The following is a 22,184-nucleotide window of genomic DNA, read 5'->3' on the forward strand; positions in this document are numbered from 1 at the left end:
TCCTGCGACGGCAGCTCCCTTGCGGCGCAGGCCGGCACCTTCCTGGTACCGACTTGCGCCCTCCTCAGTATCGACCCCCTTATTTCCAGCGCAAATCGAGCGTGAACGGGAAGTTCGGATTGCGCGTCTGGGGTTCGATGGTTAATTTTCCAGGCGTATGACCCATCTGCAAGAAACGCGCCAGCCTGCGGCCTTCGGCCTCATAGGCGTTGATCGGGTGGGTATCGTGGCTGCGTCCACCCGGATGGGCGACGTGGTACTGGCAGCCGCCCAGCGAACGTTGCATCCAGGTATCCACCAGTTCCACGGTCAGCGGCGCGTGCACGCCAATGGTGGGATGCAGGCTGGCTGCGGGTTGCCATGCCCGGTAGCGCACGGCACCGACCGCCTCGCCGACGTTGCCGGTGGGTTGCAGCGGCACCGGACGGCCATTGACGGTCACTTGATGGCGATCGTCATTAAACCCGGTGACCCTGATCTGCAGACGTTCGACGGATGAGTCAACATAGCGCACGGTTCCGCCGCTTGCACCTTCTTCGCCCATCACATGCCAGGGTTCCAGTGCATGGTCGATTTGCACCTGGACGCCGTCGGCGGAAAATTCGCCATGCTGCGGGAAGCGGAAGGCGAAGTGTGCGTCGAACCAGGTTGCTTCAAACGGGTAGCCAAATTCACGCAGTTCGGCGAGCACATCGTTAAAGTCCTGGCGCACAAAGTGCGGCAGCATGAAGCGATCGTGCAGTTCGGTACCCCAACGGCGCAGCCGCTCCGGTTGATAGGGCTGCTGCCAAAAACGGGCCAGCAACGCCCGCAGCAATAGCTGTTGGGTGAGCGACATCCGGGCATGCGGCGGCATTTCGAAAGCGCGCAGTTCCAGCAGCCCCAGACGGCCGCTTGGGCCATCCGGCGAATAGAGTTTGTCGATGCAGAACTCCGCCCGGTGGGTATTGCCGCTGGAGTCGATCAGCAGGTTGCGCAGCAGGCGGTCGATAAGCCAGGGTTGCGCCTCCTCGTCCGGCTCCGGGAAGCGGCTAAAGGCGATCTCCATTTCATAGACCGAATCGTTACGCGCCTCGTCAATGCGCGGTGCCTGGCTGGTCGGGCCGATAAACAGGCCGGAGAACAGATAGGAAAGCGACGGGTGGTTATGCCAATAGCCGATCAGGCTGCGCAGCACGTCCGGGCGGCGCAGGAACGGGCTTTCCGCCGGGGTGGCGCCGCCCATCACCATATGGTTGCCGCCGCCGGTGCCGGTATGGCGGCCATCGATCATGAACTTTTCGGTGGTCAGGCGCGACTGGCGCGCGGCGTCGTACAGGAAGGTGGTCTGTTCCACCAGTTCGCCCCAACTGGCCGCCGGCTGAATGTTGACTTCGATGACGCCGGGATCGGGAGTGATGCGAAAACAGGTCAAACGCGGATCAGAAGGCGGCTCGTAGCCTTCCAGCACCACCGGAATGCCCAGCGACAGTGAAGTGGCCTCAATGGCCTCCACTACCTGCAGGTAATCTTCCAGCGTGCGCGTCGGTGGCATGAACAGATAAAGAATGCCGTTGCGCGGCTCGGCGCACAGCGCGGTACGGGCAATCCAGTCCGCGGACTGTTTTTGCTCCGGGCGCTGGGTTATCGGCTGAGGCCGGGCATTTTCGGCTGCAGATGAATGCGGTTGCAGCAGTTGCCGGTAGGCCGGCAGCGTCGGGAAAGGTTGATGCGGATCGGCGCTGTGAATGTAGGGATAGTCGCTTTTATGCACCCAGGGTTGAGAATCCAGCGGCAGGCGGTAACCCAGCGGTGAATCGCCCGGCAGCAGGTAGCAGTGCTCGCTGCGCAGGAACCAGGAACCGCTTTGCCACGGCTGGTTCTCTTCTCTGGCCAGCGGCAGAACATGGCCGATGATGGCCCCCAAACCTTGTTCAAACACCTTGTGCAACCGCGCTCGCTCCAGCGGATCTTCCAGCCGGGAATCCGACGGATCGACGTTGTCCGGCAGGCGCCGTTCGCGCCACAGGTAGTAGAGCGGGTCTTCATAAGCCGGGAAGATATGCTGGCCGGAAACCTCCAGATACTGCGCGACGCGTTGCAGGAAATCCGCCGCCTGCCCGGCGGTGACTGCGGAAGGTTCGCGTTCGTCGGCAAACATGGCCGGATCGGCCAGCGGCTCGCCGTCCCTGCGCCAGAAACAGTTGAGCGACCAGCGCGGCAGTTGCTCGCCGGGATACCATTTGCCCTGGCCAAAATGCACCAGCCCGGCGGGGGCGTAGCGCTCGCGCATGCGCAGGAACAAGTCGGCGGCGCGCAGGCGCTTGGTTGGCCCCAGCGCGTCGGTATTCCATTCATCACCGTCAGGATCGTCGACGGCGACGAACGTCGGCTCGCCGCCCATCGTCAGATGAACGCCGTTGGCCTGCAAGTCGCTGTCAATCCGATAACCGAGCGCATCGATCGCCTGCCATTGTTCCTCGCTGTAGGGCCTGGTCACGCGCGGCACTTCGTCCACGCGGGCGACCGCCATCAGGTGTTCAAATTCGCATTCGCACTCATCAACTGCGCCGCTGATTGGGGCGGCACTGGAAGGTTCCGGCGTGCAGGCCAGCGGGATGTGCCCTTCACCGGCAAACAACCCGGAAGTGGGATCCAGGCCAATCCAGCCGGCGCCGGGCAGGTAAACCTCGGTCCAGGCGTGCAGATCGGTGAAGTCTTCCTCCGGCCCCGACGGTCCATCCAGCGATTTGACGTCCGGCGTCAGCTGAATCAGATAACCGGACACGAAGCGCGCGGCCAGCCCGAGGTTGCGCAGGATCTGCACCAGCAGCCAGGCGGAATCGCGGCAGGAGCCGCTGCGCAGGGTCAGCGTCTCTTCCGGCGTCTGCACGCCCGGCTCCATGCGGATGGTGTAACCGATGTGTTGCTGCAACTGCTGGTTGATCGCCACCAGGAATTCCGCGCTGCGCCGGGCTTCATCGGGGATACCGCTCAGGTAGCTTTCCAGCTCCGGGGTGAGCGGTTGGCAGTGCAGATAAGGCGCCAGCTCGATTTTTTGCTCTTCCGAATAGCAAAAGGGAATATGTTCCGCCTGTGGCTCCAGGAAGAAATCGAAGGGGTTAATCACCGACATCTCAACCCGCATATCCACTTCCACGCGGAAGTGGTCGGTTTTTTCCGGGAACACCAGCCTGGCCAGGTAATTGCCGTTAGGATCCTGCTGCCAGTTGATAAAGTGGTTTTCCGGGGTCACTTTCAGTGAATAGGCCAGAACAGAGGTGCGGCTGTGCGCGGCAGGGCGCAGGCGTATGACTTGGGGACCCAGGTTGATGCGTCGGTCGTAGCGGTATTCGGTAACGTGGTTTAGCGCAATATTAATAGCCATAAGCTCGAGCCTCAGAATAGGAGAATCTGAAATCGGGTCACATCAGTCTGCTGATGCCATGCTGTAGCCGTTACCGTGGAGGGTGGTGCTTTGGTTAACCCCCGTCTGTATTCAGACCGTTTTACCTGCTGGGAGTGTGATGATCATCACGTTAACCAATTAGGGTTAAATCTAGAGGCAATTTTTTGAGAAGTCGATTCTTTTTTCTGCGGGAAGAGGGGGAAATGAAGCGCCGCCCTCGGGAGGCGGCGCGTACAGGCGGTCAGGGTTTTTTCTTCGGCCAGTTGTCGTCTTCGTCGTCCCACTGGGCATTATTATCGCGGTGCGGCGGCAATTCCGGCTTATCGGCGAGGTAACGTTTTACGTCGACGCGACGCAGCTCTTTGATCCCGCTGATGATCATCCCGGCTAAAATCAGCAGGATAATCCACCAGTAGTCAGCTAACCATTGCATGTTTACTCCTTTCCTTCACTGCGTATAAAACGTGAAAATATCGCGGGCAGATGGCGTTCAAGCCATTCGGCACCGGCAACGTCCTTATTTTGCCAGGCGGCCAGCAGCAGCGCAGGCGTCAGCAGATGCTCGGCTTGCTGCGCCAGCGGCCGGTAGCTCAGATGCCAGGGTTCTACCGCCACGCCGTCGCCGTCTTCGGTGAACGGGCGATAAAAACCAAATTCGGCCATATGTTCCGTCATCCACTGATTGAGCGGATAAAAGTAACCGCCTTCCTCATATTCCCACGGCTCCAACTGCAGCTTTTGCCCTTCCGGCAACAAAGAAGGGTCGTACACGTCCAGATCGCTGCCCCAGTGATGGCGGCTGGCACCCGGCAGGGCGGACCAGCGCAGGATCGCTTCGCAGCGCTCGGCGGCGGACAGCGGCTTGATGTCGAGCGGCAGGCTGTCTTTATCTAATACTGGTCGTTCGCCGCAGAATTTGCCATTCCAGATCGCCAGTTGCCGATCGAAATCACGAAATGTGCTGGCGGGCTGCAGATCGAACCCGGCCGCCAGCGCCGCCTGCTGCATGGCGCGGAACGCGGTCACCGCCGCGGGCTGCAGGCGATGGTTACCGCTCAACGGCGCCAGATGATCGGTCGAGAGCCCGGTCAGCATTGCCGGCGTGATCATGCGACCAACTGCTCCATAATGCGCTGATACATGCGGCTTAGCAGTTGCAAATCGGCGGCGTGTACGCATTCATTGACCTTGTGGATGGTCGCATTGACCGGCCCCAGTTCAACCACCTGCGCCCCCATTTGGGCGATAAAGCGGCCGTCCGAGGTGCCGCCGGTGGTCAGCAACTGCGGCGTCAGTTCAGAATAGTGTTCGACGGCGTTAACCACCGCGTCCACCAGCGCACCGCGCGCGGTCAGGAACGGCTGGCCGGACAAACGCCATTCGATGCTGTAGTTCAGCTGATGCCGCTCCAGCAGTTCTTCCACGCGCTGTTTTATCGTCGCGTCGGTTGACTCGGTGCTGAAACGGAAGTTGAACTGGACGAACATCTCGCCCGGGATCACATTGTTGCTGCCGGTACCGGCCTGCACGTTGGCGATCTGCATGCTGGTCGGCGGGAAAAATTCATTGCCGCGATCCCACTCGGTCGCCACCAGCTCATTGAGCGCAGGCATGGCGCGATGTACGGGGTTATCCGCCAGGTGCGGATAGGCTACGTGGCCCTGAATGCCGTGAATGTGCAGGTTGGCGGTGATCGAACCGCGGCGGCCGTTTTTCACTACGTCGCCGACGCGTTCGGTGCTGGACGGCTCGCCGACCAGGCAATAGTCCAGGCGCTCGTTGCGCGCCATCAGCGCTTCCACCACCTTCACCGTGCCGTGAGTGGCACTGGCTTCTTCGTCGGAGGTGATCAGGAACGCCAGACGGCCCTGATGGTGCGGGTTAGCCGCCACAAAGCGCTCCGCAGCCACCACCATCGCCGCCAGCGAACCTTTCATGTCCGCCGCGCCGCGGCCATACAGCATGCCGTCGCGAATGGCGGGTTCAAACGGCGGGTTGTCCCAGCGTTTTTCATCGCCGGTCGGCACCACGTCGGTGTGGCCGGCAAACGCCAAAGTTTGCCCTTCGCCGCGCCAGGCCCAGAAGTTCAGGGTGTCGCCGAAGGGCATCGGCTCAACGGTAAAACCAATCGCCTCCAGACGTTCGATCATCAGCGCCTGGCAGCCTTCATCGTGCGGGCTGAGGGACGGGCGTTTGATGAGCTGCTGAGCCAGTTCGATAACCGGGCAAATCATGCTGTTACCTCAGAAATAAATTGCTGGTAGCCTTCGGCACTGAAGCCGAGCAGGGCGTGCCCCTTGCCGTCGTCCAGCAGCGGGCGTTTGATGATCGCCGGCTGCGCCAGCATCAGCGCGATGGCCGCATCGGCGTTGTCGCAGGCGTTGCGCTGCGCTTCATCCAGCTTGCGCCAGGTGGTGCCGCGGGTATTCAGCAGCGGTTCCCAGCCCAGACGTTCGACGAACCCGCGCAACTGCTGTTCATCCAGCCCGTCGGCGCGGTAGTCATGAAATTGATAAGCCACGCCTTGCTCTTCCAGCCAGCGGCGCGCCTTTTTGATGGTGTCACAATTTTTGATGCCGTACATGGTCAACGTCATGGAATAAGAACCTTCTCTGCAACCCAACACCGGCATGGCGCCAGTGGTAAACCGCCGTGGCGGTAAAATGAAAACCAGCGCCCAGCATGCCGAAAAATGGCGGGGAGTTCCACCGTCCAATGGTCCGAAAGCCAGGGAAAGGGCGAAAAAATTCGGGCTGCATTCAGTGCGGCGAATATTTGCTAATCTGAATGCGGCAGCCTGCCATCCTATCGGAGAGAGTAATGTGGAAAAATACCGTATCGAAACTACCGAGTACGCTGTAGATAAAATAGAAGCGCTGATCGCGGAAGGGCTGAATCAGTATAACGATGAGGTGACCGGCAGCAGCGATCGTCGCCCGCTGGCGGTGACGGTGAAAGACCCGAGCAGCGGTGAGGTGCTTGGCGGCATTACCGGGCGCTCTTCGCTGGGTTTGCTGTTTGTGGATTTGTTTTACCTGCCTGAATCAATGCGGGGTGCAGGGCTGGGCAGCGAACTGCTGCGCCGCTTCGAGCTGGAAGGGCGCCGCAGGGGTTGCGTTTCCGCGGTGCTGTACACCATCAGCTTCCAGGCACCGAGGTTTTACGAACAGAACGGCTGGACGCGCTTTGGTGAAGTGCCTTGCCTACCGGCAGGTACCAGCCGAATTTTTATGTCGAAGACCTTATAACCTGACCCGCGGCAATCACTCTCTGGTCTGGCGTAATTTATACTCCAGGCTTTTTTTAACCATTGGCCATTCATGGTCGATGATCGAGAAAACCACCGTATCGCGATAGCTGCCATCGGCATTTTTCTGGTGGTTTCTCAGCACGCCGTCCTGCTTGGCGCCCAAACGCGCGATAGCCGTTCTCGATGCGTGATTGTGCCAGTGGGTGCGAAATTCAACGGCAATCACCGCCAGCGCTTCGAACGCATAGCCGAGCAGCAGGCGTTTGCACTCGGTGTTGACGGCGGTTCTCTGATGGCTTTTGGCATACCAGGTATAGCCAATTTCAACGCGGCGGTTGTGCCCATCGGCATTGCAAATGCGGGTGGTGCCGACAATCTTTTGCGTGTCGTTATGCACTACGACAAAAGGCAACGCCCGCCCGGCGGCCTGTTCGCTCAGGGCGAAACCGACATAATCATCGACGGTGTTTTCGTTGGGCGCCGAAGTAAACCAAAGTTCCCAGAGGTGCCCATCAGCGGCCGCCTGCACCAGCGCCGCCGCATGATCTTTGCGCAGAGGGATCAGGCTGACGGTTTTGCTTTTCAGCTCGGTTTCGATAAGCCAGGATGAGTCAGACATTTGCCGCTATTTCCCCCTTGAATTCACTTTTCGCCGTTTTCACGCGACCAGTGTTTCATCTCTTCGCCAATAAAATAATTAACCAGGTCGCGATACATTTTTTCTATCACTTCCGGGCTTAAGCCCTGCTCGTCGGCCCAGACTCTTCGTTGTTGCAGCATGGCCTCGAAGCGCTCTTTGGCACGCACCGCATCGGGGCTGGTTTTGAATTTTGCGGCGGCCTTCACGTAGGCAAAGCGCTGGGCGATCAGTTTAATGATGTGTTCGTCCAGCATGTCGATTTCCGCGCGGATATCGCTCATGCCCGCACAGTCTTGCGGAGAAAGCTTGTTCTCGATGATCACTTCGGGTTTCCTTTTTTAGCGTACGTAGCCACTTTGCTGCAGGCGGGCCAAGGCCGGCCCCTCGGCATAGACCATGCCGGTAGTCAGTTCGTGGAAGTGGTATTTTTTGTAGAATTCCAGTTTGTCGGGTACCGAGTAGATAAACACCTTGCCGAGCGGCGCCAAATCCTGCATGACCCGGTCCATCAGCAGCCTGCCCAGACCGCGGCCCTGATAGTGGGGATGGATAGCCACGTCGGCCAGGTAAGCCACCGAAGTCATGTCGCTGATGGCGTGGGCGGTGGCCACCAGTTCGCCGTCGAGGTATCCCCAATAGCAAAACTGGCTGTGCTGATAAACGCGCTGTAGCTGATGCGGGTCACGCTGGCCCAGCCCGGCGGCGGCCAACAACGCGGCCAATTGCGGCCAGTCGATGCGGTAGCGGTTTGGGTCGGTCACAATCTCCATGCTTCTCTCCTAGCCGATGCGGTCCAGATCGGCGGCATATTGACGGATAGCGCGCTGGTAGCTGCTGATGTCGCGATGCGAGGAGGTTTCCGCCAACAGCAGCAGCAGATCGGCCACCGCTTGTTTGGTTTCCCCCAGATTGTACAGCGTCATGGCGCGGAACAGGGTGAGTTCCCTGGCCTGCGGGAACTCGGCCAGCCCATTGTCGAAGGCGGCCAGCGATGGTTGATACAGCCCGAGTGCGCGGTAGGTACTGCCCAGACCAAGCCAGGCTTCCTGCCGCTGCGCCGCCGGCAGAGTGTGCGCCAATGCCGCGAGGTAGCAGGGGATCGCCTGCTGCTCAAATCCCTGCACGTCGTACAGGCAGGCCAATTGGTAGTGCAGCGCGGCATCTTCCGGTTTTTGCAGCAATTGCTGCTGCGCCAGTTCGGTCGCTTCCTGATAGCGGCCCAGCTGTTTCAATTGTTCGATCGTCAGCGTCGGGGACATGTTATGGCCTCAGAAAAGTGGGGTTTTTTCTACCCCTGGCACGCTACTACGGAAGAATTGATCCTACAAGAAATATAGAGGTCAGTAAGCGGTCGGCCAGGTTATTCCCGCAGGGCGCGCTACAAGGATGAAAAGGGGTTTTGGGTGCGGAACCTTCACTTATCTAACCCCGGCCTTGGCCGGGGTTAGTGTTTCTAAGCCTCGAATCCCTCAATCTCCCGCCGCTGCAACCGGATCACTCCGGGAGCAGAGATGACTTCCAATTGCCCGGCCTCAGTGATCCCAGACTCAATCAGCCAATCGCCACCAATCACCAGCTCGCCGTTCTCCCGTACCCAATCTGCACCAAGATCCGGGCTGTGCTGGCTGGCTTCGCAGAGTGCTTCCCAGATGGCGTCATCGGTGACGACGGTGATCCACAGCCCATCTGGTCGCAGCGTAATTTGCAACGGCTCGCCGATACCAAAACCCAACTCGGCCAGCTCAATGCCTGTGATTGTCAACTCGGGGATGGGTTCCGGGGTAAAAGTTATGTTCATGTTGTGCCCTCCGTGGCTGGCGCAATGCGGATAATCAACTGTCACCGGCTCGGTGATCATCTCGATCCTCTGGCCGGTAGTAAGGCCCTAACTTTTTACGTTATTCATGTAGTCGGGTAGCTAGTGACATAGAAAACAGACTCCCGTTAGGGCGGGGGATACCCAAATACTATCCGATTGTTACTCATGAAATGGGTTTATGTTTAAAGGTTTCACGTTTGCGAGAGACTTCGCCAACTGCCAACAGTGGGGAAACGTCCTGGAAAGACTCGGCCCCGTTGTCCGGGGCCGGTTTTTATGGCAGGGCGATCAGAACTCGTGCTTCAGCGTCAGCATCAGGTTACGTGGCTCGCCATAGTTGCGGGTGCTGTAGAAATTCACCTGCGAGTAGTATTTCTCGTCAAAAACGTTGTTCAGGTTAAGTTGCACTGAGGTCTGCGGCGTCAGTTTGTAACGCGCCATCGCGTCGAACAGTACATAAGATCCTTGCTCGGCCTTGCGTTCCACAAACTCGCCGTTGTTGGCCCCGGTGACGTTGGCGTAAACGCCGCTCTGCCAGCGTGCGCCACCGCCCAGCGTCAGATCGCGCAGGGCACCTGTCAGCTGATAAGTGGTGAACAGGTTGATGCGGGTGCGCGGCTGTTCGGTGTTGAGATTAACCTTGTCCTTGTCTTTCAGTGAGAAATGGGTGATGCCGAGCTGGGCGTTCCAGCCCTGCGCCAGCTCACCGCTCAGTTCGAACTCGACCCCTTTGCTGGTCGCGCCCTGGCTCTCATGATAGGTCTGTTGCAGCGAATCCGGATCACTGGCGCTCTCGTCCTGCACCCCGAGATTGTCCTGCGTGATGCGGAACGCCGACAGCGAAACGTTGAGCCGGTCATCCAGCAGCGCAGCCTTGATACCCACTTCTTTGTTGACCCCTTCAATCGGCGCCAGGTTGCGGCCGTTGCTGTCGAGCAGGTTTTGATCCTTGAATATGTCGGTGTAGCTGGCATAGGCAGAGATCTGTTCGGTCAGCTTATAGACGGTTCCCACGAACGGAGTGACCTTGTTGGCGGTGGTGGTCGTGGTGTTTTTGAAGCTGTTGAAACGGGCGCCGAGCACCAGATCCAGCCGGTCCGTCAGCGAGAAGTCGGCGCTGCTGTAAATGCCGATCTGCCGTGTGCGGTAATCCATTTGCGGCATTTTATCCGACCACTCAGGCTCGCCCTGGCCGCCGTTCCAATCCCGCAGGCTACCGTTGAACTGCTGCTGCGAGTAGGTGGCGCTGCGATAGGTGCTGTAGCTGTGCTGCCAGGCAGAGGAGCTGCCTACCACAAATGTGTGGTTGCGGCCCAGCAGGGTGAAGTCACCGTTCAACTTCATGTCTATCGCATGTTGATCACGGTAGCCTTCATAGCGCGCAGAATAAGGGTTTGCAGGTTGTACCGCCCAGGTTGCCGGATCGATCAGCCCGCCGAGGCTCATCGCCATTTTGGCATCGAAAGCCTGGCGGCTGTGGGTATAATTGGCCACGCCTTTCCAGTCGTTATCGAACTCATGTTCCAGCGTGGCAAACTGGGTGGTCAGGGTGGTATCCCAGCTCGACCAGTCAGAGGCGCCGTTATAGTGCCGATCCCAGTTAATCTCACTGCCGTCGCTGAACCAGCCGGTCGGCAATGCGCCGCCCCAGGTGGAGGCTTTCGGCCGATTTTGCTGATAATCAGCTCCCAGGCGCAGCAGGGTATTGCTGCTCAGATCGGCCTCCAGCGTACCGTAGAGAGTGCCTTTGCGCTCCTGGTGGCGTTCCATAAAGGAGCGGCTGCGTTCGCCGGCGGCGGCGATACGCACCCTGACGGTCCCTTCGTCATTGAGCGGCGTACCGACATCGACCGTGGTCCGGTAGTGATCCCAGGAACCGGCAGAAAGTTCGGCGCGGGCAAAAGGCGAAAGGCTGGACGCTTTTTTTCTGACCAGATTGATGACGGCACCCGGATTGCCGTTACCGTTCAGCAAACCCGCAGCACCCCTGACGATCTCCACGTGATCCAGCGTGATCGCGTCAATCTCCGATTCCCCGCCGGAGTAGCCGGAGTCAAAGAAGGTGGGGACACCGTCGTATTGATAGCTATCAACGCTGAAACCACGGTAGTTGAACGAGGAACGCTCGCTATCGTAATTGCTTTCGCTGACGCCGGTGGACCAGCGCAGGATTTCCTTCAGCGAAGTCGCGTTGAGATCGTCCATTTGCTGGCGAGTTATCACCGAGACCGACTGCGGCGTATCCTTGATGCTCAGCGGCAACCCGGTCGCCGTGGTCATCTGTTTGGTGGTATAGGAGCCGGTGTTCTCGGTACTGCCGTCATCGCTGAAGGGCGAAGCGACCACCTCAAGAGTGTCTTCTTTCTGAGTGCGGGGGGCCTGCTCGGTACCCGCCGCTTGTGCAACCATGACCGGGAGGCACAGCAGCGCTCCCCCGGAAAGGCGAATCATAAAACTAGCCATGGATAAGTCTCACAGTCCGCCAAGGTTGATTTTAATCAGGTAGTCCTGCTTCTTCTCCATCTCTTCCTTGGACTGTTTGATGCTGGCAAACAGCGTATTGCCGTCTGCGGACAGCGCGAGGCTATTCGGCAAGGCGGTGGTAGTGATGCTGTTTTTTACCTGGTAGCTGTTGCTGTCAACGATGCTGATGCGCTTGGCTTCACGGTGGCTGATGTAGATCTCATTGCGCCCCGGGTTGAACAACACCGCCAGGGAATTGATCACGTCAATCTGGTGCAGGATTTTCCCGCTATTCACATCAACAACCAGCACCTTCGGCAGATCGGGATCGGTGATGAAAGCGCGGCCGGTTTTGCTGTCCAGACTGATGTTGAGGAAGAAGTGTTTCTTGGCGGGTTCAACCACCACGCGTTTCAGGATGTTGTGGCTGGCGGTGTCCAGGGTGATCAGTTCGCCACCACCATTGACGCAGTAGATACGGCCACGTTCGCTGTCCAGCGCAATGCCGGTCGGGTATTCACCCATGTTGCTCAGGGTGGCGATTTTTTTCCGATTGGCAGTATCGATAACCCACAACACGCCTTTTTTCGCGGTACCGGTGACATACAGACGCTGGTTTTTCTTATCGAGCACCATCTCGCGCGTTGGCGTGAACTGGTCTTCTTTCACGCTTTCATCGAGCTGGATAGTGGCGAGTTCTTTGCCTGTCTGGGTGTCGATCACCGTCACCGAACCGTCCACGGTATTGCCGATATACAGCAGATGCCGCTGTTCATCCAACGCGGTAGCGAAGGCGCGGCGCTGGGTCAGGATATTGGCGTCGGTGGCTAATGTGGTCGGGTTGACCCGGTAGACGATACCGGTGTTTTTCCCTTTGGCGAATGAAGGCGTAGAGGCGGCAAACAGGGTGTTGTTTTCGCCGTCAAAAGCCAGTTCGTACAGGCCATAGCCTACCGGTTTGGTCTGAAAATGGTTTTCGGGCAGTTCGGCAGCCAGCGTTGAACAAGACCACAGCAGCAGGGCAGACGTCAGGGCGCTGAGAGAAAAACCTTTGGTTGGGGCGATCAGGTGCATCGACATAGACATTCCTTTACATCAATTTACGATTTGTCGATGCTAATGATATTGATAATTAATATCAATATCATTTAATTAATCATTGATATCGATGTGTTTTACTTATTGAAATTAAAGGTATTTATTTTAATTGTTGGGTTTTTTGTTCCGTTTGTTACGCCTTTTTTCTGCTTGTTTATGCATTGTAATGATTTTCATTTCGTTTTTATTGTTGGTGGATATCCGCTATATTCGCCCGGCTTTTGTTAAGAACTGTAAATAAAAATACAACGTTCAGAAGTGGGTACAGCGCCGTGCGCAGTGGCTGTCGATGCCGCGCTCGCGCTCTACGTTTGCCGTATTGGGCGCTCTGTGAGCTACAACACCAACCAGAAACAGGCTCGATTAGGAACAGTGATGATTGATCAACAATCCATGGGAAAACGCTCCGGCATCGCGACGGTCATTGCTTTGGCATTGATGGGCACGCCTCAGGTTTACGCGCAGGAAGAGGGGGCCGAGAAGGAAAATAACGCTTCGCAGGAAGACCAGCTGGTGGTTACGGCCTCCGGGTTTAAGCAGAACAAGAAGTATGCGCCCGCCAGTATCTCGGTTATCGATAAAAAATCTTTCGAAAAGCAAAACAGCCGCGATGTCGCCGAAGCGGTGCAGGATGTCTCCGGGCTGTTCGTCAGCAGCGGTGCCGGCAGCGAGGTTTCAGGGGATATCATGATCCGCGGCATGGACTCGAGTTACACCTCGTTCATGGTGAACAGCATCAAGCAAAATACCGGCGAATCGCGTCCGTATGGCCAAAATATCGGTACCGAAGCCGGCTTTTTGCCGCCGCTGGCGGCCATTGAACGCATTGAGGTGATCCGCGGCCCGATGTCATCGTTGTATGGTTCCGACTCCATTGGCGGCGTGGTCAACGTGATCACCAAAAAGCCGTTTGGCGTGCGGGAATGGATAGGGTCCATTGCCGGCAACAGTTTCCTGCAGCAGCATCAGGATTTCGGCAATACCCAGCAGGCCAACCTGTTCCTGATGGGGCCGCTGGTGCCTGACGTGCTGGGGCTCAATCTTTCGGCAGATTACCTCGATCGCCGCGAAGACGAAAAACCCAACGCTTTCAGCAAGAACAACAAAAAGTCCCTCGACATGACGCTGGGCTTTGCCGCCAACGAAACCAACCTGTTCGACCTGAACCTCGCCAAAGGGGAGAAAAAGCGCAGCCGTTCGGCCAAAGGCGGCGGCACGCCCTGGGGATGGGACTTCGATCGCGACGCCCTCAGCCTGACCCACTCGGGCTGGTATGCTGAAGATAGCGTCGCCACCACCAGCTATTTCCAGTATGAGAAAGGCGAATCCACCTACCACAGCGCCCAACTGGCGCCGCAGCATATTCAAACCGAGAATTACGTTCTGAATAGCCAGGCCAAGCTGAGCCTCGGCGAGCACAACCTGACTCTCGGCGGCAACTACAGCCGCGAAACGCTGAACGACGACTTCTACGCCGACAGCAAGCGGGCTCCGGGGATCGAGCCGGTGACGAAAATTTCGCGTGACGGCTGGGCGCTGTTCGCCGAAGGGCAGTGGAACATCGATGACTTCTCGCTGACCACTTCGGCGCGCATGGACCGGGATAACTACTTCGGCACCCACATCAGCCCGAAACTTTACGGCAACTGGATGCTGGACGAAGCCTGGGCGCTGAAGGGGGGGATCTCCTCCGGGTATAAAAAGCCCTCGCTGCGGGAAAACTCGGATCAATTTATCACCCCGCGTGGCAGCAACCCGCCTTACCCTTACCTGTCGGTAGGCAATAGCGAGCTGAAGCCGGAAACCAGCCTGAATACCGAACTGGGGCTGTACTGGAATAACAACCGCGATCTGTCTTTGGACGGCACGGTATTTTATACCGATTTCAAGAACAAGATTGCTGAAGTCAATATCTGCGAGGCGAGCGAGAATATCCCTTGCGTGGTCAACGGTTACAGCGCCGATTCCATTGATAAATATTTCAATATCGGCAAGGCCAATGTCTACGGCGTGGAGCTCAATGCGGACTGGCAGGCCACGGACCGGCTGAATATCAGCGCCAACTACACCTTCAACAAGAGCGAGCAGAAAAACGGTATCAATAAGGGCTATGCGCTGAATGACTTCCCCAAACACATGGCCAACTTATCCGTTAAGTGGGCGGCGGCTTCGGCGCTGGATGTGTGGTCCAAAGTCAATTATCGCAGCCGCAACGACGATAGCGGCGATCATACCCGCTATGGCGCTTATACCTTGTTGGACGCCGGGGTCATATACCGTCTGGACAAGCACACCCAGGTGATGGCCGGCGTGTATAACATTTTCGATACCGCACCCAAACGCACCACCAATTGGGGCGAATATCCGCAGCTTGAAGGGCGCCGCTATAACCTGGGTTTACGCGTTGATTTTTAAACGCGCCAGAGCGATTTACCCGGCCGCTTGCCCGACTGCGGCCGGTATTTTGCGGCTCGGTATCGGCTTTATGCTTTCTGCGCACGGCAATTATGGGGTTTATCGCAACGGGGAATATGGCGAAATACCCTTGGGTAGGATTAATACGAAAATGTGCGCCAACCCCGGTTTCCGCGGCCGGCATCGTTCCCGAAATACTTCACTTGCTCAAAAAACAGGCGTAGAATTCGCTTCGTCTAATAATTGAGGTTGTAAAGTATTATGGTTGATCGTGAATTAGGAAATTGGAAAGACTTCATCGATGAGATGTTGGGTAACTGATACTGCGTTGAAACTGAATACCCGTCGTATTTCAAATTGCAGCGTTGTTGGCTGCACTGGCTCACCCCAGTTACTTACCGGAGTAAGCGCCTGGGGATGAGCAAGGTGGCCGCCTAGCCGCAACTTGAAATTCATAGGGTATAGAGTAAAGGGTATGGTTTATTTGTCGGTATTTGAAACACCTTGGGAACGACATTCTCGTTCAAGATAAAGCAGCATCGGTTTGCCGATGCTGCTTTTTTATGCCTGCTATTCGGCGTTTTCCGCGTTTGCTGCCGGCAAGGGTTTACCCGGGAAGCGCCGCCGTACCAGCACAAAGAACAGCGGTACGAAGAAGATAGCCAGCAGGGTGGCGGATATCATGCCGCCCATCACCCCGGTGCCTACCGCATGCTGGCTGCCGGAGCCGGCACCGCTGCTGATTGTCATCGGCAATACGCCGAAGATAAAGGCCAACGAGGTCATCAAAATCGGCCGCAGCCGCATGCGTGAGGCTTCCAGCGTGGCGGACATCAAATCCTGTCCTTTCTGATTCAGCTCGTTGGCGAATTCGACGATCAGAATGGCGTTCTTCGCCGACAGGCCGATGATGGTCAGCAGCCCAACCTGGAAGTAAACGTCATTCTCCAGTCCGCGCAGCCAGGTGGCGGCGACGGCGCCGATTACCCCGAGCGGCACCACCAGCATTACCGAGAACGGAATCGACCAGCTCTCGTACAGCGCCGCGAGGCACAGGAACACCACCAGCAGCGAGATGGCGTACAGCGCAGGTGCCTGCGAGCCTGACAGCCGTTCCTGATAGGACATTGCCGTCCATTCCAGGCCGAAGCCGGTCGGCAGCTGGCTGACGATTTTCTCCATCTCGGCCATCGCAGTGCCGGTGCTGACGCCTTCCGCCGCCTCGCCGACGATCTCCACCGCCGAACTGCCGTTGTAACGCTCCAGGCGAGGGGAGCCATATTCCCAGTGTGAGGTCGAGAAGGCCGAGAAAGGCACCATACCGCCCGCGCTGTTGCGCACATACCATTTGTCGATATCGCCAGGCAGCATGCGGAACGGCGCGGCGGCCTGCACGTACACCTTTTTCACCCGGCCGCGATCGACAAAGTCGTTGACGTAAGTCGAGCCCCAGGCGGTAGACAGCGTGTTGTTGATGTCATCGACGGCCACGCCGAGCGCTTGCGCCTTACGCTGGTCAATATTGATTTGCAACTGCGGGCTGTCGTCCAGGCCATTATGGCGAACGCGGGCCAGCAGCGGGTTGTCCCCCGCCAGTTGCAGTAATTGATCGCGCGCTGCCATCAGTTTGGCGTGGCCCAGCCCGGCGTGGTCTTCCAGCTCCGCATCGAAGCCGGAAGAGTTACCCAGGCCGGTAATCGCCGGCGGGCTGCTGGCAATGACCCGCGCCTCGTTGATTTTGCTGAACGCATGGGTGGCGCGATCGATGATATCGAAAGAGGTATTGGCGCCTGAGGTGCGCAGATCCCAGTCTTTCAAACGGATAAACATGCGCGCCACGTTCTGCCCGTTGCCGCCCGGCCCGGCGCCGATGGTAGAGAACACCGACAACACGTCCTGCTTTTCTTTGGTCAGGAAGTAGTGCTCGACTTTTTCCACTACCTTGGCGGTCTGTTGCAGGGTCGAACCCGGCGGTAACTGCACCTGCACGGTGAATACCCCACGGTCTTCCTGCGGCAGAAACGAGCTCGGCAACTTGATGAACAGCAGCGCCATGCCGGCGAGCAGCAGCAGATAAATCGCCATGTAGCGCAAACTGAAATGCAGCACACGCGCCACGCCGCGCTCGTAGCGATCGGCATTGCGGTTGAACATGCGGTTGAACCAGCCGAAGAAGCCGCGCTTGCCGTGGTGATGGCCCTTGGCCAGCGGCTTGAGCAGCGTGGCGCACAGGGCAGGGGTCAGGATCATCGCCACCAGCACTGACAGCACCATGGAGGACACTATGGTGATCGAGAACTGGCGATAAATCGCGCCGGTGGTCCCGCCGAAGAACGCCATCGGAATAAACACCGCCGAGAGCACCATGGCGATACCGACCAGCGCACCCTGGATCTGCCCCATGGATTTGCGCGTGGCCTCGCGCGGCGGCAGGCCCTCTTCGCTCATCACTCGCTCGACGTTCTCCACCACCACGATGGCGTCATCCACCAGCAGGCCGATCGCCAGCACCATGGCGAACATGGTCAGGGTATTGATGCTGAATCCGAAGGCGGAAAGAATGGCGAAGGTGCCCAGCAAGACTACCGGCACGGCGATGGTGGGGATCAACGTAGCGCGGAAGTTTTGCAAGAACAGGTACATCACCAGGAACACCAGCACAATGGCTTCCAGCAGCGTTTTTACTACGTCTTTGATTGAGGCCTTAACGAACGGGGTAGTTTCATAGGCGACCTTCGCCTCCAGCCCGTGCGGGAAATACTGCGACAGCTCGGCGATTTTGTCCTTCACCAACTGGTCGGTCTGCAGCTCGTTGGCGCCGGAGGCCAGCTTGATGTTCATGCCGGCGGCCTGCATGCCGTTATAGCGGCTGAGGTAGTCATAGTTTTCGCCACCCAGTTCGATGGTGGAAACATCGCCCAGTGTCACCAGTGAGCCGTCCTGATTGACCCGCAGGGTTATTTGCCTGAACTGTTCCGGCGTCTGCAATTGCGACTGGGCGTTAACGGTGGCGTTAAGCGCCTGTTTGTCGACGGACGGCGTGCCGCCGAGCTGGCCGACCGCCACCTGGGCATTCTGGGACTCGATGGCGGTAACCACGTCCTGGGTAGTGAGCTGGTAACTGGTCAGCTTGTTGGGATCGAGCCAGATGCGCATGGCGTACTGCGAGCCGTAAACGTCCATACTGCCCACGCCATTGATGCGGCTGAGCGGGTCTTGCAAATTGGACACCAGATAATCGGCGATATCCTGCTTGTCCATGCTGCCGTCGGTAGAGACGAACGCCACCATCATCAGCGTGGTATCACCGGATTTTGATACCGTCACGCCCTGAGTTTGCACCGCCTGCGGCAGCCGTTTAATCGCCGCCTGCAACTGGTTTTGCACCTGCTGCATCGCCTCGTTGGGATCGGTGCCGGCCTCAAAGGTCAGCGTTACCGTGGCTCGCCCGGTGTTGGTGCTCTGCGACGACATGTACATCATGTTATCCAGGCCGGTCATGTTCTGTTCGATAATCTGGGTAACGGTGTTTTCCAGCGTTTGCGCTGAGGCGCCAGGGTAGGTGGCGCTAATGCGAACGTTCGGTGGCGCGAGGTTCGGATACTGTTCCACGGGTAGGGAAAAAATCGCCAAAGCGCCGGTCAGGCAAAGAATAATTGCCAAAACCCAGGCGAAAATCGGGCGATCAATAAAAAAATTGGCCATGCAGCGCGAACCTCGTTATGACTTGTTCTATCTTTAAGACGCATCTGGATTGCGTTTACCAGCGGCTGGGAAGGATTCCGGCGTTATTGCACTTTACTCGCGAAGGGGGAGTAAAGCGTGGAGAAAAAAAGGAGTTAATGTAAATAACGGTAGTAGAAACCGATAATGACGTCTCAACGCCAGTGAAAAATGTCATTAAGACAATTTTATGACTATCAAGGGCCTGGCCGTTCAAGGTTCCCGGAAAATCATCAGGACTCACCGCAAAGCAGGAGCTTGGCATGGAAATTAACCCGGTATTTGCCCGTCGCCTTTATCTGTGTTGGCTGATCAGCCACAGTGAGCGGCCAAACGTTCCGCGTCTGATGGAATTGACCGGCTGGCCGCGCCGTACGCTGCAAGACGTGCTGAAAGCCTTGCCTGGCCTGGGGGTGGAGTTGCAGTTTGTGCAGCAGGGGGTGCGCAATAACGACGGTTTTTACCAGTTGGAAAACTGGGGGCCACTCAACAAGAGTTGGATCCACCAGCATCATCAGGCGTTGTTTGCCGCCATCGAATAAACTTTCCCCGGCATGCCGGGGGAAGCATCATTGACTCTTGTGTTCCAGGTACATCACCGTCGCCGCCACGCGTGAACGGACGTCCAGTTTGCGCAGCATATTGCGGATATGCACTTTCACCGTCTCTTCGGAAATGTGCAGCTGTGCCGCCACCTGTTTGTTGGACATGCCGCGCGCCACTTCCTGCAACACGTCCAGCTCGCGTTCGGTCAGTTCGGCGAAGGGATCGTGCTGTTCGCTGCGGGATGACAGGTAGTCCGCCACAGCATCGCTGATCACGTTCTGGCCTTCCGCCGCCGCGCGAATATGTTCCAGCAGCTGTTCCGGTTCACTGTCTTTCAGCAGATAGCCGTCGGCGCCGGCGTCGATCAGCGCATACACGTCGCTGCGCGCATCGGAAACCGTCAGCACGATGATGCGCGCATCGACGCCCTCATTGCGCAGCGCTTTCAACGTGTCCAGGCCGGACAGCCCTTTCATGTTCAGATCGAGCAGGATCACGTCCGGCGTGTATTGCAGCGCGAGGGCAATCGCCTCGTTGCCGTCGCCGGCTTCGGCCACCACGGTAAACCACGGGTCCAGCCCCAGCAGCTGTTTGATGCCACGGCGCATCAGCGGATGGTCGTCGACGATCAATACTCGGTAATTCTTCATCACCATGACATATGCTCCCTGTAGCGAGTAAAGCCACTCAAACGCGCAGTGCAGCGCGCTTCACAGTGGGACAGACTCTTGTAAAATAGTGGCAATCAACGCCACGACATCCTGAAATAGTCTTCATTCCCTCCTCAAAGGCAACGAGGGGGGAATGGCCCTGATTTATGGCGGAAATGTCAAACGGACTTCCGTACCCTTGGGTTCGCCTCGCTGGATGAGCAGCGTGCCTCCCAGTCGCGCTGCGCGTTCACTCATGATGGTCAGCCCATAGTGGCCTTCCGGCTCGTTCAAGCTGGCGATGCCGCAGCCGTCGTCAACAATGCTGATGGCATTATCGCCGCTCGCGGTGACCTCGCAACGGATCACTATTTCCTGCGCATCGGCATGTTTGATGGCATTGAGCACCGCTTCCCGCACAATCTGCAATGCATGCACCTGCTGTTGGGCATCGAGCGCCTGGGAGGAAAGCCGACAGTGTAACTGAATCCGCGCGCCGGTTAGAACCTTTAATGGTGCCAGTAACTGATGCAACGCGGCGTTCAAATCGGCCTCCTGAATGTTCAGGCGGAAGGTGGTCAGCAGTTCGCGTAACTGGCGGTAGGCGTCGGCCAGCGCACGGTCAAAATCGTTAATAATCTCCTGCGCCTGGGGAGGGCCGCCTGCCAACGTACGTTTGAGCAACGTCAGCTGGATCCGCAAAAACGACAGCGCCTGGGCCAATGAGTCGTGCAGCTCGCGGGCGATGGTGGCGCGTTCCTCCATCAGCAAAAACTGCATGTGCTGTTTCTGTGCGCGATTAAAATAAACGCCGCGGCTCAGCATGTTAGCCACGCTTTGCATCAGGTGCGGGTGCGGCGGTTGGTCCTGATACTGCCAGCTCAGTTCCCCCTGCGGCTTGCCGTCCTGAACTATGGTAAGCCGCTGCCAGGCCTGCGTTGGCGACGGCACACCGCTGGTCAGTTGCCATTCGCTGAGGCTGTCCGCCACGTTCAGGCGGATGCAGTGCAACTGCTCGCTTTGGCGCACGATCTGCAGGATCTGCTCAAAAGACTCTCTGCTGATTTGCCGCATGCTCAGCGCCTGCGAGCAGTTGTAGAGCACCTCGAGCGTCTTGTTCGCCTGTTGCAAACGCTGGGTTTTCTCCTGAACCTTTAACTCCAGAGACTGGTATAGCTTGGCCAGATCGTCCGACATGGCGGTAAAGGCCTGCGACAGCACGCCCAACTCGTTCGGTAGCGCCACATCCAGTTGCGGGTGGTGAAAATCCCGCTGTTGCACGCGCTGGCTGGCGTCCACCAGGTGTTTCAGCGGCGCCACCACCTGGCGACGCATAAAGCGAATGCAAAACAGCACCAGCCCGATAATGGCGATATAACCCACCACGCTGATGGTCGCCACTATGGCCAGCTTGAGTTCGGAATAGCGCTGCAGAGCCAAAACAAAATGATCGATCTGGTTAACGTAGCCGGCGACGTTGGCCTGATAATCTGCCGACTGTCCGGCCCGGATCTGCTGCGCCAGCCGCTGCCAGGTTTGCTGCAGCGACAGGTATTTCTCCCGGACGTCGGCAGGCACGTAAAAGCGATCCAGGTTTTGCAGCGCCGGGGCCTGCAGGGATTGTTGATATTGCTGCAGATGCTGATCCGTCCCCGTGGCCTGCCGGGCGAGATCGTAAGCCAGCCGATAACTCTGCATGCGCAGCGAGCCGGCAATATTCACCGCCTCGGCGTCACGCAGGCTGCCGGCAACGGTGGTCAGCGCCAGCCCGGTGGAAAGCACGGACAAAATCACGATGCAAAACAGCGCCTTGGCCAGGCTGCCGGTCACGGAACGTTTAACAAGCAATCACGGATCCTTTTCTCACGGGCGACGCGCATCGTCGGGTTTCATTCGAAAGCAAAATTATAAGTTTTGCAACTAAAATTCGCCGGGTTTTATCTCAAGATGTAAGCATCGGGAAAAACGATCGTTATATAATTAAAGAGATAGCGATTGAGTGAAAAGGGCGCGGCAAAATCCCCTTAGTCACGGCAATAGATTGATCTGGCGCAAGCTACCCCCGCATTTACCCCTTTAGGGTGATTATATACCCCCCGGACTCCTCTTATGTTACCCCCGTATTTTTCAGGGTTTTAAATCCATAGACGATAGCCGCTGCCCGCAAACTGGCGTGTGGGTATGTTTGCAAC

General features: G+C 57.6%; 19 protein-coding genes. 4 read left to right on the forward strand and 15 right to left on the reverse strand.

Features of this window, described 5'->3' with window-relative positions; genetic code table 11:
- Positions 1 to 79: 79 nt before the first annotated feature.
- The 5 genes from D4100_RS18760 to D4100_RS18780 all read right to left on the reverse strand — a co-directional run bounded on the left by D4100_RS18760 (position 80) and on the right by D4100_RS18780 (position 5,984).
- Positions 80 to 3,367 (reverse strand): transglutaminase family protein, encoded by a 3,288-nt coding sequence (locus D4100_RS18760; RefSeq protein ID WP_119804983.1) that lies wholly within the window; start codon positions 3,365 to 3,367, stop codon positions 80 to 82.
- Positions 3,368 to 3,629: 262 nt separating this feature from the next.
- A complete protein-coding gene (locus D4100_RS18765; RefSeq protein WP_004951808.1) occupies positions 3,630 to 3,821 on the reverse strand; it encodes a YpfN family protein in 192 nt (63 codons plus the stop codon).
- Positions 3,822 to 3,823: 2 nt separating this feature from the next.
- Complete coding sequence (locus D4100_RS18770) at positions 3,824 to 4,498, reverse strand: M15 family metallopeptidase (protein WP_119804984.1); 675 nt, start codon at positions 4,496 to 4,498, stop codon at positions 3,824 to 3,826.
- On the reverse strand, positions 4,495 to 5,622 hold the full coding sequence (dapE, locus tag D4100_RS18775) for a succinyl-diaminopimelate desuccinylase (RefSeq protein ID WP_119804985.1): 1,128 nt from the start codon (positions 5,620 to 5,622) through the stop codon (positions 4,495 to 4,497). The genes D4100_RS18770 and dapE overlap by 4 nt, the downstream gene beginning before the upstream one ends.
- Positions 5,619 to 5,984, reverse strand: coding sequence for an ArsC family reductase (locus D4100_RS18780; RefSeq protein ID WP_037431537.1), 366 nt, complete (start codon positions 5,982 to 5,984; stop codon positions 5,619 to 5,621). The genes dapE and D4100_RS18780 overlap by 4 nt, the downstream gene beginning before the upstream one ends.
- Before the next feature lie 226 nt (positions 5,985 to 6,210).
- Between D4100_RS18780 and D4100_RS18785 the strand changes: the two genes are divergently transcribed.
- Complete coding sequence (locus D4100_RS18785) at positions 6,211 to 6,636, forward strand: GNAT family N-acetyltransferase (protein WP_004951804.1); 426 nt, start codon at positions 6,211 to 6,213, stop codon at positions 6,634 to 6,636.
- Between the two features lie 15 nt (positions 6,637 to 6,651).
- On the opposite strand, the gene D4100_RS18790 is transcribed toward D4100_RS18785, so the two are convergent.
- The 7 genes from D4100_RS18790 to yncE form a co-directional block, all read right to left on the reverse strand.
- A complete protein-coding gene (locus D4100_RS18790; protein WP_119804986.1) occupies positions 6,652 to 7,257 on the reverse strand; it encodes a GNAT family N-acetyltransferase in 606 nt (201 codons plus the stop codon).
- Between the two features lie 23 nt (positions 7,258 to 7,280).
- Complete coding sequence (locus tag D4100_RS18795) at positions 7,281 to 7,601, reverse strand: isochorismate lyase (RefSeq protein ID WP_119804987.1); 321 nt, start codon at positions 7,599 to 7,601, stop codon at positions 7,281 to 7,283.
- A 15-nt stretch (positions 7,602 to 7,616) separates the two neighbouring features.
- On the reverse strand, positions 7,617 to 8,048 hold the full coding sequence (locus tag D4100_RS18800) for a GNAT family N-acetyltransferase (protein WP_119804988.1): 432 nt from the start codon (positions 8,046 to 8,048) through the stop codon (positions 7,617 to 7,619).
- Positions 8,049 to 8,057: 9 nt separating this feature from the next.
- The gene (locus D4100_RS18805) at positions 8,058 to 8,537 is read right to left on the reverse strand and encodes a tetratricopeptide repeat protein (RefSeq protein WP_119804989.1); all 480 of its coding nucleotides are present in this window, start codon (positions 8,535 to 8,537) and stop codon (positions 8,058 to 8,060) included.
- A gap of 194 nt (positions 8,538 to 8,731) precedes the next feature.
- Positions 8,732 to 9,076 (reverse strand): SymE family type I addiction module toxin, encoded by a 345-nt coding sequence (locus D4100_RS18810; protein WP_119804990.1) that lies wholly within the window; start codon positions 9,074 to 9,076, stop codon positions 8,732 to 8,734.
- Positions 9,077 to 9,385: 309 nt separating this feature from the next.
- Positions 9,386 to 11,560, reverse strand: coding sequence for a TonB-dependent siderophore receptor (locus D4100_RS18815; protein WP_119804991.1), 2,175 nt, complete (start codon positions 11,558 to 11,560; stop codon positions 9,386 to 9,388).
- Positions 11,561 to 11,569: 9 nt separating this feature from the next.
- Complete coding sequence (gene yncE / locus D4100_RS18820) at positions 11,570 to 12,640, reverse strand: 7-bladed beta-propeller protein YncE (protein ID WP_119804992.1); 1,071 nt, start codon at positions 12,638 to 12,640, stop codon at positions 11,570 to 11,572.
- 393 nt (positions 12,641 to 13,033) lie between these two features.
- Between yncE and D4100_RS18825 the strand changes: the two genes are divergently transcribed.
- Positions 13,034 to 15,073, forward strand: a complete 2,040-nt coding sequence (locus tag D4100_RS18825) for a TonB-dependent receptor domain-containing protein (RefSeq protein WP_119804993.1) — start codon at positions 13,034 to 13,036, stop codon at positions 15,071 to 15,073.
- A 261-nt stretch (positions 15,074 to 15,334) separates the two neighbouring features.
- Positions 15,335 to 15,394 carry a protein YpfM gene (gene ypfM / locus D4100_RS18830; RefSeq protein ID WP_100396732.1) on the forward strand — a complete coding sequence of 20 codons (60 nt, stop codon included), beginning with the start codon at positions 15,335 to 15,337 and terminating at the stop codon, positions 15,392 to 15,394.
- Positions 15,395 to 15,643: 249 nt separating this feature from the next.
- Here ypfM and acrD read toward each other — a convergent pair whose 3' ends face one another.
- On the reverse strand, positions 15,644 to 18,778 hold the full coding sequence (gene acrD, locus D4100_RS18835; protein WP_119804994.1) for a multidrug efflux RND transporter permease AcrD: 3,135 nt from the start codon (positions 18,776 to 18,778) through the stop codon (positions 15,644 to 15,646).
- A gap of 281 nt (positions 18,779 to 19,059) precedes the next feature.
- Between acrD and D4100_RS18840 the strand changes: the two genes are divergently transcribed.
- Positions 19,060 to 19,338 carry a winged helix-turn-helix domain-containing protein gene (locus tag D4100_RS18840; RefSeq protein WP_013814038.1) on the forward strand — a complete coding sequence of 93 codons (279 nt, stop codon included), beginning with the start codon at positions 19,060 to 19,062 and terminating at the stop codon, positions 19,336 to 19,338.
- Between the two features lie 27 nt (positions 19,339 to 19,365).
- Here D4100_RS18840 and narP read toward each other — a convergent pair whose 3' ends face one another.
- Positions 19,366 to 19,998, reverse strand: a complete 633-nt coding sequence (narP, locus tag D4100_RS18845; protein ID WP_006317258.1) for a nitrate/nitrite response regulator protein NarP — start codon at positions 19,996 to 19,998, stop codon at positions 19,366 to 19,368.
- A 159-nt stretch (positions 19,999 to 20,157) separates the two neighbouring features.
- Entirely contained in the window at positions 20,158 to 21,840 is a 1,683-nt protein-coding gene (gene narQ / locus D4100_RS18850) for a nitrate/nitrite two-component system sensor histidine kinase NarQ (RefSeq protein WP_119804995.1), read from the reverse strand.
- Positions 21,841 to 22,184: the final 344 nt, after the last annotated feature.

The organism is Serratia inhibens (genome assembly GCF_003591175.1).
GTDB classification, from domain to species: Bacteria; Pseudomonadota; Gammaproteobacteria; order Enterobacterales; family Enterobacteriaceae; genus Serratia; species Serratia inhibens.